At 54.1% G+C, this 13707-nt stretch carries 14 protein-coding genes; 12 read left to right on the top strand and 2 right to left on the bottom strand.

The window, feature by feature from the left end; all coding sequences use genetic code 11:
- The first annotated feature begins 91 nt into the window (after window positions 1-91).
- Together mobC and H7U12_RS04655 are read left to right on the top strand one after the other, a co-directional pair.
- Window positions 92-2089, top strand: coding sequence for a conjugal transfer protein MobC (gene mobC / locus H7U12_RS04660; RefSeq protein WP_186633684.1), 1998 nt, complete (start codon window positions 92-94; stop codon window positions 2087-2089).
- Window positions 2089-2451 carry a hypothetical protein gene (locus H7U12_RS04655; RefSeq protein WP_186633681.1) on the top strand — a complete coding sequence of 121 codons (363 nt, stop codon included), beginning with the start codon at window positions 2089-2091 and terminating at the stop codon, window positions 2449-2451. Before mobC ends, H7U12_RS04655 begins: the two co-directional genes overlap by 1 nt.
- Here the strand turns inward: H7U12_RS04655 and H7U12_RS04650 are convergent.
- On the bottom strand, window positions 2430-3167 hold the full coding sequence (locus tag H7U12_RS04650) for a M23 family metallopeptidase (protein WP_186633678.1): 738 nt from the start codon (window positions 3165-3167) through the stop codon (window positions 2430-2432). The two genes, H7U12_RS04655 and H7U12_RS04650, sit on opposite strands and share 22 nt — an antisense overlap.
- A 125-nt stretch (window positions 3168-3292) precedes the next feature.
- On the opposite strand from H7U12_RS04650, the gene H7U12_RS04645 reads away from it, so the two are divergent.
- The 5 genes from H7U12_RS04645 (at window position 3293) to H7U12_RS04625 (ending at window position 9591) form a co-directional block, all read left to right on the top strand.
- The gene (locus H7U12_RS04645; RefSeq protein WP_186633675.1) at window positions 3293-4882 is read left to right on the top strand and encodes a DUF3945 domain-containing protein; all 1590 of its coding nucleotides are present in this window, start codon (window positions 3293-3295) and stop codon (window positions 4880-4882) included.
- 85 nt (window positions 4883-4967) lie between these two features.
- A complete protein-coding gene (locus H7U12_RS04640) occupies window positions 4968-6587 on the top strand; it encodes a toprim domain-containing protein (RefSeq protein ID WP_186633672.1) in 1620 nt (539 codons plus the stop codon).
- A 394-nt stretch (window positions 6588-6981) separates the two neighbouring features.
- Window positions 6982-7968, top strand: coding sequence for a hypothetical protein (locus H7U12_RS04635; protein WP_186633669.1), 987 nt, complete (start codon window positions 6982-6984; stop codon window positions 7966-7968).
- Between the two features lie 342 nt (window positions 7969-8310).
- Window positions 8311-8556: a hypothetical protein gene (locus H7U12_RS04630; RefSeq protein ID WP_186633666.1), complete on the top strand. Its 246-nt coding sequence runs from the start codon at window positions 8311-8313 to the stop codon at window positions 8554-8556.
- A gap of 3 nt (window positions 8557-8559) precedes the next feature.
- The gene (locus H7U12_RS04625) at window positions 8560-9591 is read left to right on the top strand and encodes a Fic/DOC family protein (RefSeq protein WP_186633663.1); all 1032 of its coding nucleotides are present in this window, start codon (window positions 8560-8562) and stop codon (window positions 9589-9591) included.
- Window positions 9592-9657: 66 nt separating this feature from the next.
- Here the strand turns inward: H7U12_RS04625 and H7U12_RS04620 are convergent, their stop codons facing one another.
- Window positions 9658-9846, bottom strand: a complete 189-nt coding sequence (locus tag H7U12_RS04620; protein ID WP_186633660.1) for a hypothetical protein — start codon at window positions 9844-9846, stop codon at window positions 9658-9660.
- Between the two features lie 596 nt (window positions 9847-10442).
- Here H7U12_RS04620 and H7U12_RS04615 point away from each other — a divergent pair.
- The 5 genes from H7U12_RS04615 to H7U12_RS04595 all read left to right on the top strand — a co-directional run bounded on the left by H7U12_RS04615 (window position 10443) and on the right by H7U12_RS04595 (window position 13641).
- Window positions 10443-10748, top strand: a complete 306-nt coding sequence (locus tag H7U12_RS04615) for a hypothetical protein (RefSeq protein WP_186633657.1) — start codon at window positions 10443-10445, stop codon at window positions 10746-10748.
- The gene (locus tag H7U12_RS04610; protein WP_186633654.1) at window positions 10732-10977 is read left to right on the top strand and encodes a hypothetical protein; all 246 of its coding nucleotides are present in this window, start codon (window positions 10732-10734) and stop codon (window positions 10975-10977) included. Before H7U12_RS04615 ends, H7U12_RS04610 begins: the two co-directional genes overlap by 17 nt.
- 216 nt (window positions 10978-11193) lie before the next feature.
- The gene (locus tag H7U12_RS04605) at window positions 11194-12510 is read left to right on the top strand and encodes an ATP-binding protein (protein ID WP_186633653.1); all 1317 of its coding nucleotides are present in this window, start codon (window positions 11194-11196) and stop codon (window positions 12508-12510) included.
- Window positions 12511-12797: 287 nt separating this feature from the next.
- Window positions 12798-13310, top strand: coding sequence for a JAB domain-containing protein (locus tag H7U12_RS04600; RefSeq protein WP_186633650.1), 513 nt, complete (start codon window positions 12798-12800; stop codon window positions 13308-13310).
- 55 nt (window positions 13311-13365) lie between these two features.
- Window positions 13366-13641, top strand: coding sequence for a hypothetical protein (locus H7U12_RS04595; RefSeq protein WP_186633647.1), 276 nt, complete (start codon window positions 13366-13368; stop codon window positions 13639-13641).
- Window positions 13642-13707: the final 66 nt, after the last annotated feature.

The raw sequence follows: 13707 nt of genomic DNA, 5'->3' as shown, positions 1-13707 counted from the left end.
ATCTATATATTTGCCTTGGGGCTGACCTTCCCCGGAACCTAACACGACTCACTGCCCCGAAATTTGATTGGACCTTACCCTTTTTGAGCAGATGCACGAAGATCAAAGAGCCTTATCCAAGCTGATGGACTTCACCCGGTTCCTCAGTATTTTATTACTCGGGATCCACGTGTACTGGTTTTGCTATTCCGCTTTTCAGTCTAACAGCTGGACGGTCCCTTTCCTGGATTCCGTTTTGCTGAAGCTGGCGAAAGGAAGCGGTTTTTTCTCCGAGCCCCTCTATTCCAAACTGGCCGGTCTCCTGCTGCTGGGAATCTCCTGCTTTGGTACCAAAGGCGTCAAATCAGAGAAAGTCTCCGGGAAAAGCATCGGTTTCTACGTGCTTCTGGGTTCCTTGCTGTTTTTCGCCCCTGACCTGCTGGTGCGTCTCTTCCCCCTTTTGGCCCTCCCTACCCTTCTTTACATCGGTACCCTGGTCCTTGGCTACCTGCTGCTGCTGAAGGGCGGGAATTACCTGACCCGGCTATTCCACTTGGACCTGATGCAGGACATCTTCAATGCCGAAAACGAATCGTTTCCCCAAGAGGAGGGGTTGCTGGAAAATGAGTTTTCGGTCAACCTGCCCACGGAGTACCAATGGAAGGGGAAAAAAAGAAAAGGGTGGATCAACGTCGTCAATCCCTTCCGGGCCACCGGGGTCACCGGAACGCCCGGTTCCGGTAAGTCCTTCGCGGTGGTCAACCAGTTCATCCGGCAGCACATCGCCAAGGGATTCGCCATGTACATCTACGACTATAAGTTCGATGATCTCTCCCGCATCGCCTACAACACCCTTCTGCGGAACTACGACAAGTACCCCGTGAAGCCCTCCTTTTACGTCATCAATTTCGACAACCCGGCCAAGAGCCACCGGTGTAATCCGCTTCTGCCCTCCATGATGAGCGATATCATCGATGCCTACGAGAGCTCCTATACCATCATGCTCAACCTGAACAAGAAGTGGATTGAGAAGCAGGGGGAGTTTTTCGTGGAATCCCCGATCAACTTCCTGGCGGCCATCATTTGGTTCCTGCGGCTGTACGAGAACGGCAAGTACTGTACGTTCCCCCACGCCATCGAGTTCCTGAGCCGGAAGTACGAGGAGATCTTCCCGATCCTGGGGAGTTACCCGGAGATAGAGAACTATGTCAAACCCTTCGTCTCCGCCTTCGAGGGAGGGGCCATGGAACAGCTGGAAGGCCAGATCGCCAGTGCCCGGATCCCCTTGTCCCGGCTGGCCTCCCCACAGCTCTACTGGGTCATGAGCGGCAATGACTTCACGCTGGACCTGAATAACCCCCAGGCCCCGAAAGTCCTGTGCGTAGGCAACAACCCTGACCGGCAAGCCATTTACGGGGCAGCGCTGGGGCTGTACAATGCCCGGATCATCAAACTGATCAACCAGAAACACAAGCTGAAAAGCTCCGTCATCATCGATGAGCTGCCGACCATCTACTTCAAAGGGCTGGATAACCTGATTGCCACCGCCAGAAGCAATAAGGTGAGCACCCTGTTGGGGTTCCAGGACTTTTCCCAATTGGAAAGGGATTACGGCCGGGCAGAGGCCACGGTCATCAAGAACACCATCGGGAACATCTTCTCGGGACAGGTGGTAGGGGACAGCGCCAAGCAGCTCTCGGAGCGGTTCGGCCGGATCCTGCAGAAGCGCCAAAGCGTCTCCGTCAGCCGGGATTCCACCTCTTCCTCTACCTCGACCCAATTAGACAGCATGATCCCGGCCAGTAAGATCGCCAACCTGTCCCAGGGGATGTTCGTCGGGGCGGTGGCGGATAACATGGGCCAGGAAATCACCCAAAAGGTATTCCACGGGAAAATCAAGATCGATGTCAAGGCAGTGCAGGAAGAGGAACGTAGGTACCAGGAAATCCCGGTTATCACTAACTTCACGGATGAAACCGGGAGAGACCGCATGGAGGAGATCATCCAAAAAAACTACCTGCAAATCAAAGCCGATATAGCAGACCTCGTCCGGGCGGAGCTTGCCAGGTTAACGGCAGAAGCCCCGGCACCAGCATCTAAACAAACATAATGGAGCATATTGAGGAAGCATCAGAGCATATACCGCCCGGCGATACGGGTGTCCCCATGGATACGGCAGCGTTTCAGGCCCTCGTCGGGAAGAGGCTGCTGGAGATCCGCACGTCCATCAAGCCGAAACTAACCCAGATGCGGTTGGCCAAGGAGCTGGATTTAAACCAAGGCAACATCCAGCGGCTGGAATCCGCCGGCAGGGGAACGGTGGAAAACCTGCTGGTGCTCCTGAATTACTACCTGAAGCAGGACTTCAACCTGAATTATATTCTGGCGGAGGACAATTCCATGTTTTCCCCCCGGCTAAGGCCGGAAGACAAGGTGGAAAACCTGGATTCTTATTTTGAGCGTCTGGAATAGGGGGTGCCTGCTTCCGCCCTGAACTTCTCGTACATCAAAAAGCAGAAAGGCAGGGGGTCCAGGGCCTGCCCGTTTTTGACGACAATGTAATGCAGGTGATTCCCCGTACCCAGACCCGTCTGCCCCACATAGCCCACCACCTGTCCCTGCTGCACGGGTTGTCCCGGGGAGACGATAAACCGGAGCAGATGGCCGTAGACCGTGGAGAACCCATTCCGATGGTCCAGCTGCACGAAGTTCCCCAGCGAGGCATGGAGGGATACGGACTGGGAAACAACCGCATCAGCCACGGCATACACCGGGGTGCCGTTCGGAGCCGGTATGTCAATCCCCCCATGGAAAAGAACCGCGTCCTTCACCGGATGCTTCCGGTACCCGAACCGGGAGCTAACCCTGAAATCCTTAACCGACGAATGCTTGAGCGGCACCAGGCTGGGAATCGTCCGGAGGAGCCGGGCATCAAACCGGGAGATCCGGAGGAGGTGCAACACTTCGCCGTAGGTGGCCGATTGCCTTAATAGATCCTCCGTTATGCGGGTGATCTCTTCCTGCAGGGCCATTTTTCGCAGCCAAAGCAAGGAGGCCCGGCGTTTTTCCGCCTCCGATTTCTTCTCCCAGGGCAAAGAATCCTGGGGAACCGGGAAAGATTGGGCCTGACCTTGCAGCTTCCCCAGCCCGAGCAAGGCGAACGCAGCATATTTTAAGTAAAACGTCATGCCATTTTTTAAATTATTCGTAATATGAATTATAACAGCAAAAAATACGGCCGTTTATTCATGTGGTGAATAACTTGTGTCTTTCTTTCGGCCAGTTGATTTTTTTACCTTAAAAAATTAGAGCCATGGCAACGACAGCATCGCCCCTGATGGGGATAGGAAATAAGGACCTCGGGGAACGCGGGGTGACGAAGGGCAGGGAAGCGATATCCGGCCTGGAAGAGGAACCTAACAAAGCCGAGGGAAACGTTCAGCACCCAGGGGAATCCCCCCAGCACCTTTTCACCTTGAGCAAAGAAACGGGGGAGGTCCACCTCCTCGGGAAGGATCCCCAGGGAAAAACAGGGCTCCCTAATCCCTCTTCCTCCAGGAAAGCGGAGGCCCCCGTTTTTGAAATAATTCCCCACAAAGGGTTTCTGGGTAACTTTATTATTAATTTCAAAAACAATTACGGTACTTCCGATTCTTTAGAAGGGTTGGCGGCACCGGTTTCCAAATCGCCCGGTACCGCGGCCCGGGAAATAAAGGAGCGCTGGCCGGAGGTGAAAGCCGATCTGACCAAAGGGGGTAAACCCCTGGAAGGCAAAACCGGGACCTCCGGGATGACCGATCCCACGGAAAGGGCCTTTGTTTATCTTCCGGACGACAGGCAGCAACAACTGCTGGAAAAGCTACCCCATGACCCGGAAGGGAATAACTCCTTTGTGTTGAAGGGGAAAAAGGATAGGTGGCAATACCCGGAGGAGGACACGGGTAAGCTGACCTGGCGGCAGAATCTTAGTAACATGGCCCTTTTGATCAAAGGGGAGGACGGTAGTCCAAAGACAACGTTACGACAGGATTTCAGGAACATGGTTTCCTTCGTAAAGAATGATGCGGTAGGATCTTCCGAGATCGACGAGGGCCTGCCTAAGGCTGCCCAACCATCCTATGACAAAACATTAGACATGCAGAAAACAAAATTCAACCCGGAGGACATCAATTGGAAAGATGCCGAGAAACTAGGTCTCACGAAGGATCTGTTGGAAAAAACCGATAATCTAACCAAGCTTCTGAATGGGGAAAAGACCTCCCTGCTCCAAGGGCTGAAAGGGGACTTAGGGGGCGTGAAAGTGTCCCTCGACGGAAAGTTCCGGTTGGCGGAAGACCCCTCCGGAAAGCCGACCTTTGTGTTCCATGGCGTTCGGGCCCACCTGGATATCCCCAAGACCTACCTGGGCTATGCGTTTTCCCCCGAAGACCGGCAAAACCTGAAGGAAGGCGGAAACCTGAACAAACAGGTAACCCTCACCGATAGGTCCACCAACAAGGAATTCCAAGCCTATATCGGGGTAGACCGGGATACCCAGGAACTGGTGGCCGTCCGGGCCGACCGGATCAAGATCCCGAATACGTTGAAGGGGGTCCTGTTGACCGACGAGCAAAAGAAATCCCTGGAGCAAGGCAAGCCTACCCCCATCGCCGGGATGAAAGACGAGAAGAACCAGGAGTTTTCGGCCACCGTGCAAATCGATCCCGCCAAAAAGGGTTTCTCTTTCCGCCCTTTGCCCGCCACCTCGGTCCACCAAATCCTCCCACCGGAACATAAAATTCCCGTGGCCGCCAACAAAGAGGGGAACAAAGCCGAAACGGTGAAGCACACCGACCCCGTGAAAAGAGAGCAGCAGCAGGAGCCGGAACCGAAGGCTGCCAAAAGAAGGGGGCCAAAACTGTAACCCGCGCTGGGGCTGCCTGCCCGGCGCGAAAACGATCGGTCTAGACTACTTCCCCCTTTCCTTTATCCATTCTTACTCTATTCTTATGGAGGATTTCAGAAGTAAATACCCGGATGCCAAAAGCTTTGAGGACTTCCGCCGGGAAATCTCCATCATCGAGCTGGCCACTGCCAACGGTTACCACCATGAGGTGAAAAAGGGTTCCCGAACCCCGGTTTTCTTCAACCCGCAAACCAATGACCGGATTATCATCCTCAACCCGGCAAACCCGGGGAACCAAGGGTATTGGAACCCCGAGGATGACACGGACAAAGGCAGCCTGATCCATTTCGTGAAAAGGAGGCTGGGCACCCTGTTTCCGCAAAACAGCAACCGGAACGAAAACGCCAACGTGAATTCCATCCTGTACAATTACCTTAAACTGCCGGAACCGGCCAGGCAGCGGAACCGACAGTTGGTGGATACCGGAACCCTCCACAACATCGAGGCGCATCCCTTTCTGATCGACTACTACCAACTCAAACCACTTTATAAAAAAGATTTCTTCCGGGAAAGGGGGATCTCCCTGGAAACCCTGGAGAAACCGGAATTCATCGGGCGTATCTACAATGTGCAGTACCAGGATCCGGCCAAACCGGGACCCGTCTACACCAACGTGGCGTTTCCCTACCACTTGGCCCATGACACCCGGATGGTGGGCCTGGAGATCCGAAACAGGGACTACAAGGCCCACGCGGAAGGCTCCGACCGGAGCAACGGGGTCTGGCACTCCAACATGCCCCAAAAGCTGGACCGGATCGTGCTGGTGGAAAGTGCGGTGGACGCCCTAAGCTACCGGGAACTCCGGCAACCGCAAAATACCCTGTTCGTTTCCTACGGGGGGAACCTGACCAGCCACCAGATCCAAACCATCAAGGAGCTGAAAGCCAAAGGCAACACGGGCCCTGATTTTAAGTACGTGGCGGCCAATGACAATGACCAGAAAGGGGCCTACTACGATCTGATGTTCCTGCGGGAACTGGCTGCCGAACAATTCCCCTCCCAACGGTTGGCAAACCCCAAAAACATCTTTAAGCTGGCTTTCTCCAGCCTCCAGACAGAACCTGGGGCTCTCGTGGAGCTGGCCGACCGGCTGATGCGGGCCCTGCAGCCGTACCATGCGCAAATCGACGAGGAACTCCGGAAGGAAGGAATCGGGAACGTCGTCAAAAACGAGTTGGAGAAGGATAAAATCAAATTCAACCTGACCGGGAATCAATTTATCGTGGAGATTCCGACTACTTTCTTCGCGCTCCACCAGTTCAACCAGGCGTTGGTGTCAGCGGCAGGGTTGGAGAAAAATATAAAGATCGAGAAGGCCGTCTTGAATGACTATAACGAGGATCTGAAGCTGATCAAAGCCATCCATAAAAACCCGGAGTTGCTGGCGGACATCAATAGAAATGACCTGAAAAAGAGCCCAGGGGAAAAGCTGACGCAGGACGATCTGAAGTTCGTGGTTCTGCAGCCAGGGCGCTACGAACAGCTCCAGAAAACCTTCGGGTTGGGGAAAGAGAATGAGGAGAGCCAACAGATTCTACAGATGGAGAAGAAAGGGGAGGGAGTATCGGACCGGGAAAACAAAGAAGTAGTGCGGAAGAATAAACCAGTAGACGGCCCCGCGAACACCAAGGAGAAAATCTCCCGCGTAAGCCACAAACGGTAGACCTCACCGCTGGGCAAACAGCGAAAACCAGATCCGGAAACGGGTTTGGTTTTTTTGTGAAGGGGGAGGCTCCCTACCGGTCGAACCCTTTCCAGCGGACGCTTTGCTTCGGTCATAACGACAAATCTGCTCCCCAGATTTTCCTCCAGGCTTCTAACCCTGAATCTATCTGGTCTATCCTTCCAAATCAGATACAAAGCAAGGTAGGGGTTGGCTTTTATTTAGGTAGTACGCTGATAAGCAGGGGGAAATCAAAAGAAAGCAAAGGGGGAAAAGTTAGGGGTCTAAGATGCTGTGGGTAAATAAATACATACGTAAAGTATCTTTATTTTTATACAAAACGTATATATAGTATAGGAAACGGTTTACCAATTGTACTTAAAACCCCAAGACCATGACAACCCAAAGCGCACCTCTCGAAAGATCAACTTCCTGGGAACAACTCTGTTTCCCGGTTAGGGAAGAGAAACTGCAGGTTCTATTACCCGAATCGTACAGGCTGTTGCCCTCCGACCGGCAACGGGCGATCGTGGGCGCTATGCCTGATGGCACGCAGCACGTCTTTGCCTTGCAAAGTGATGAATACACCTTGATCCCCAATGCGTTGCTGCGGGAGGTGGTCAACAGCGTGGCCCCCGAGTATCTCCTCGATGCCCGCTTTACTCCGCTGGGGGATTTCGGGATCAACATCGTGTTACCGGACAGCCTGAACGTAGGCCCCGAGCGCATCTACAAGAACCTGATCATCACGAATTCCTACACCGGAAAAAGCCCCTTTACCATTCAGGGCTCCTCCATTGAATCCACCAACGAGGAAAAAGTAAAGGTTTCCTATTACCGGCAGATCTGCGCCAACGGGCTGATGGGATGGGCCGACGAGTTTATGGGGTATGAGGAGTATTTTCATTGGCTCGCGAACGGCCAACCTAAAAAGTACCGGGATGCCTTGCAGGAAAATGAGGAGCACGTCACGATCGAACGGATCCGGAAAGAGGAAAGGATCCTGGCCGAGACGTTCCTCCACAAAGGATTGAACCTGACGTTTTTCAAAGAGCACCTTGCCCAGATCCTGGAAAATTTCACCGCCCAACGCCACTCGGTCACCGGCACTATTTACCAAAGATTGGTGGAAGTGCCCGTCCCCACGGAGGCAGACGTCCAGAAAGTCATCCTCCAGGCGGGGTTGCCGAAGAAACTGGCTTCTTTGGCCGGGGAGCGGTTGCGGTTCGAGGAAAAGGAGTTGCAGGCCGAAGCGAACCTATGGCTTTTGTACAATGCCGCCAACTATGCCCTGTTCAATGGGAAATCGGCCTTGAGTATTAACGAGCGGTTCAAGGCCGACCAGAAAGCCTTTCACCACATCGCCGAGATGGCGCTATAAGGGAAGTGGGGAAAGGGTGGGTAATGGTATCTGCCCCTTCCCCTTCCCCACTTCTCCTGTAACCGTTTTACAATTGTAAAAGCAGACCCTTCCCGAAGGCCTGAATTTGCCCTTTCTTTTCCCTTTGTTCTACTCCCGCCCCAGGGCGGTACCGTGCCCGGTCCGCAACTTCCATTCTCCTGATCGGGGAGAGGCAAGCTTTTCAGTTAATTGTTCTGATTTACGCCTCGCCGCTTGCTTACAGGAATTAACCTCGCTCCCCTTTGGTTTTATAGGTATACCTTGTCTATCTGACTTGGCCGGTTTTTTGTCGTATATTACCTATTTAAACTACTTTGGTGTATGCTGTTAGACGTATTCAAGCCAGCGCACCCGGGATTGACCCCGGAGCAGGTGGAGGCCAGGAACGCAAGGGAGAAGTCCGCATTGAGTTCCCTGGCGGGGATCCTGACCAATGCCCCCATGCCCGATAGTTTCGCGGTCGATCTGATGCAAGGCTACGTGGACGGGGAGCTTTCCCTGGCAGAGGTAAAGGAACGGATCATCGCCGAAACGAAGCGTCGGTACAGCTCTGTCCCTTCCCAGTAGCCGATGGCTGATGCATTTACCGACAGCCAAGGCGTTCTCCTGAATAAATTAGGGATCACCGATGCCTTCACACTGTCGAAGGCGGAAGCCAACATCGCGTGGGCCAGTGTGGAGGACCTTAAGCAAAGGGGAGGGGTACCGGGCGGCAAATTCGACAGAGACCACTTCCAGCAGATCCACCGGTTTACCTTCGGGGATATCTATCCCTGGGCAGGGGAAACCAGGGCAGCCCGCCAGTTCCAGGGGCACAAGCCTACCTATGCGACGGGCAACCGGGAAATCATGGTTTTTGCCCCCTATCCTGACATCGACGGGAACCTGGAGGCCTTGGCCAGGCAATTGGAAAAGGAAAACTATCTGAAAGGCCTGCCTCTCGACCGATTCATCGACCGAGCCGCCTTCTACCTTGACCAGTACAACTATACCCACCCCTTCCGGGAAGGCAACGGCCGCAGCCTGCAGGGCGCCTTCACCCAATTGGCTTTGCAGGCAGGATACAGCCTTGATTTCAACCAGCTGAAGAACAAGGAGGACTACAACCACGGCCGGGATCTGGCCATGGTTCGGGTCCATGGGGCCCCAGGCAGGGACCTTGAAGGTCTGAGAAACATGCTCCGCACGGTGACCGGTCCGGTGCCCACCCAGGAGGGCGAGCGGCTCCGCCGCACCCCCGCCGCGCCCACGGCCCCCTTACCGCCGGAACTCCTGCGAATGGAGGCGAAGCGGGAGTTTGACGTTACCTTCCTCCGGTTGACCGAGGTGTACCCGGCGCTGAGGGGGATGGAACCGATCGATGCTTTCCTGCAGCGGTTCCATGCCGTGCGATTTGACGGAAAACAAATCACCCGGCACAAAGATGCTTTCCAAACCGTCATCCAGGCAATTGTGAACCACCCCGGGGTGGCACCCGCCTCCCAAGACTTCCAAGACGCCAAACGGTTCGGGCAATCTATTCTGCAATTGGAAAAAATTGCCCAAGGGCAGATACTAGGGGAGGAGCCAACCCAAAAACCGAAGGGCCCCAGGCTGGGATAAAAATTGCCTCCCCACCGACCCCTAGGGCCTAAGGGGCACTGCGCCTTTGCCCATGCCAAGAGTGCTTCACCCCCCGTTGAGCAGGACACTTAAACATAGGAAGCTACCCGTGATGTTGAAGATAAAGGAGATGACGCTGATGGCTTTATAGGTCTCCTGTCCCAGGTAGGGCTTTCGGTCATGGAGCCAGAGTAGAAAGGTGCAGATAACCCCTATCGTAAGGCTTAGGAAGATGATTGTATTGACTGTCTCCATCGCATTCCCCTTAACTTTATACCAACCCCTGAAGTTCTATCATACGGTTACCGAACGATCTGGATTTTTTCCCGGCGGGTAGTGCCGCCAGGATCAGGCTCTTGCCTCTTTTGCAGTTGTTAATTGGTAGGCTGGCCGAACGTACCCTTCGGAATAAACCCTTCACCGGGGTGTCGTATATCTGTACTTTTTGTAGTCATTTATTGGCACGTATCGTATATAACAGTAAAGGAAATGACTTTCGTGCCGGAGGTGACTGTTGGAACGGTTCCCCTGCCGGCAACGGTATACGAACGGGTTACCGGTTGTAAAACCAGGCAGGGCCTCCTCCCGTCGTCTGTTGCTTCTATCTTTTGTGTGTAGTAGGGTATTCCTGGTCATGCGATGGGAAGTTGTTTTCCGAGGTCGGAAAATCCCGGCTTCTTTCGGGGGGATATTTTTTTTCGGCTTTCGTGTCCCGCTTGTTTGCAGGTATTCAGAGGGATTCGTATTTTACTTAACTAAATTGACCTATTGCGCTTCACTCACTACCAGAACTTGCAGGACAGGGCTTCATAGTTTTAGATGCTTTGTCAAAGATTTCAATTACGCCCCCGATGAAAACAACTGAGATAAACTTTGAGGATGACTTACGCTACGTGAAGGTGAAGATTGGCTTGGAGGAAGGTAAGATAAAGAGCCTCGGGGAGGTAGTTGCGATCATCCCGGTTTCCCATATCGCTAAAAAACTCAGCCTGAATACCGTACGGCTGCAGGCGAAGATAAAAGATACCAGCACCTTCCGGGTATCCGAGCTGCAGGCCTTCGCAAAGCTCGTCAACGTTGATTTCCTGACCTTGGTAAGAATCATCTACGCTTCCCCCCAACCGAGTAACCACGAATGCCATGAATCACAGCCATGAAATTGTACTGCACACGAAAGAAGGATTTATTGTAAGGGTGCAGAGCACCGAGTTAAGGGAGAAGTTCCTCGCCTCTCCCCAGTACAGGATGAAGGGTGATTGCCCCCTGGAGAAAATAACCGCATTTATCGAAGAGGTGATGGATTGCCGGGTGCCGGCGCAGAGCCAGACCGGTCTGCACGATGTCCTGGAGGCACTGGGCCACCCAACCCATCTGCTGTCCGCCTAGATTCCCTAAACTGGAATAGCCCGGGCTGCCCCCGGGCTATTCCAGTTTTACCTTTCCTACCTGTTCCGATTCCGAAGAAAAGACCGATAGCCCTCCTTAGGATTTAACGGGGGTCAACTCTGTAAACCAGGGGGTGTTCATCCTAGCACTTGCAGAAGGATTGTTTCCCATTTTTTGGGTAATTTCACCCATCAGGAACGTTCTACCTACTGTATAATGCCGGAACAGCATAATATCGAGTACAAGCAAAGCTGGCACGATGACTACCTGAAATGGGTAGCCGGGTTTGCCAACGCCCAAGGCGGCACCATTTTCATCGGCGTGGATGACAGCGGGAACGTGGTGCACGTGCCGGACTTCAAGAACCTGATGGACCTCATCCCCCATAAGATCAAGGACCTTCTGGGAATCCTGGTGGAGGTCAATCTCCACGAGAGGGATGGAAAGCATTACATCGAGATCATCACCCCTCCCTACTCCATCGCCATCTCCCTCCGGGGCAGGTACTACTACCGAAGCGGCAGCACCAAAATGGAGCTGACTGGCCACAGCCTGACAGAATTCCTGTTGAAGAAATCGGGCAAGACGTGGGACGATGTGCTGGAACCCGCCGCCACGCTGGAGGATATCGACGGGGAAAGCGTCCGAACCTTCCTGAAGGATGCCCAAAGGGCAGGCCGTTTGCCCGATGTGTCGGGGCTCAGTGTGCCGGAGCTCCTGGAGAAGCTGCGGCTGTCAGAGAACGGACGGCTGAAGCGGGCGGCCATCCTTCTTTTTGGCCGGGACCCGGGCCGGTTCTATCCTAACATTCAGGTCAAAATGGGCCGGTTCGGCCAGGACGACGCGGACCTGAGGTTCCAGGAGACGGCCGAGGGGAATCTCATCCGGCTTTTGGGCGAGGTGTCCGGGCAGCTTAACCAAAAGTTCCTCTCCAAGGCCATCGAGTTCGAGGGGCTGCAGCGGGTGGAGAAGGGGGAGTACCCCGTGGCAGCCATCCGGGAGATGCTCCTGAATGCCCTGGTACACCGGAGTTACCTGGGCAGCATGGTGCAGATCAGGGTGTACGATGACCGGTTCAGCATCTGGAATGAGGGTACCTTGCCGGAGGGACTGTCGCTGGAGGCCCTTAGAAGGCAGCACCCTTCCCGGCCGAGGAACCCGGTGATCGCCGATGTCTGCTTCAAAGGCGGGTACATCGATTCCTGGGGGAGGGGTACCCTCAAGATCATGGAAGCCTGTCGGGAGGCCGCGCTCCCCGAGCCGGAGATGAAGGAGCAGGACGGCGGATTCCTGATCATTCTCTCCAAGAACCAACTCACCGAGGAACACCTGAGGAGAATGGGGCTCAGCGACCGACAGCTGACGGCAGTCTCCTTTGCGAAAGAACACGGCTTTATCGACAATTCCCACTACCAGGAAATAAACAGCATCGGTAAGACTACGGCCACCGAAGAGCTGCGGCAGCTCGTCGGAAAAGGCATCCTGGTGCAGACCGGCAAGGGAAGGGGCTCAAAGTATCTGCTGGCTAAGTGAATCGGCCGCTAATTGGCCGAATCAACCGCTAATTGGCCGCTAATTGGCCGAACCGACCGCTACTCATACGGCATCCGGCGATTCTGGCCTAGGCGAAACAGATCATTGGCAGGAATGCAACTTGTAGTCCAGTATCACAATAGTCGTAGTACAAAAGGGAAGAAAAGAGGCTCTCCCGGTGCGTATGTGCATAATTAAATAGATACATAATGTATCTTGATTTTATACGAAACGTATATATTATTATACGTGACCGATTAAGGGACAGCACTCAAAAAGAACCTCTTATGCAACTTTCATTATTAGCGGAATTCGATAGCGCAAAAGGCGAACAACTCAGCAGGTTAGAAGAAGAACTGGTGGGGGTTCCGCAGATAGAACTCTCCTATCGGGTCGGGAAGCCTATCACCGGATTAAGGAGAATCACCTGCTCGGATGACTGCGCCGCCGCTTTCCGGGAGAACTGGGAATCTGACAAAATGGAGTTTGTGGAGCAGTTCAAGGTGTTGCTGCTCAACCGCAACAACCGGGTCCTAGGGGAGTACGGGGTCTCGACCGGGGGCGTCTCAGGTACGGTGGTGGATATAAAGCTCATTCTGGCCGCTGCCCTACTCTCCTGCGCCAGCGCGATCATCCTGGGCCACAACCACCCGAGCGGCAATACCCAGCCCAGCGCAGTGGACAAGGCCCTGACCAAGCGGGTGAGGGAGGCCGCCGCCCAGATGGACATCGCCGTGTTGGACCATATCATCCTGACCGCAGACTCTTTTTACTCCTTTGCCGATGATGGGGAGCTTTAAACTCTTCTCCCAATAGGGCATACGGGAAAGCCGTATCCACTGAAAAACAAAGACGATGCCACTTACCTTGTATGATTTCCTCCGGCTGGGGCAGGAGGGACGGGCCGAAGCTGTCTTCCGGGAGGGGGAGTTCCTGACCTCCTGCGCGGAAAGGGGCAACCTGTACCACATGGGTACCTTCTATGCGGAGGTGCTCTATGATGGGGAAAGGAAAGAGGTCCGGGGTTTCCGAACCCTGCGTAACCTGGAGCCTTACCTGGACCATCTCTCGGTCACCGGCAACGGAGTAGGCCATGGCGGCACGAAACCGGGCAGCGGACCGGAGGATTGAGGTCCGGTAGTGGTCGGTGCTCAGGAGGTCTATCACCTCCATTTTCTTAGGATTGATTTTGCAGAC

The sequence above is a fragment of the Rufibacter sediminis genome, assembly GCF_014269285.1.
GTDB classification, from domain to species: Bacteria; Bacteroidota; Bacteroidia; order Cytophagales; family Hymenobacteraceae; genus Nibribacter; species Nibribacter sediminis.
The sequence above is the reverse complement of the archived record's forward strand: the minus strand, read 5'-3'. Positions and strand labels throughout refer to the sequence as shown.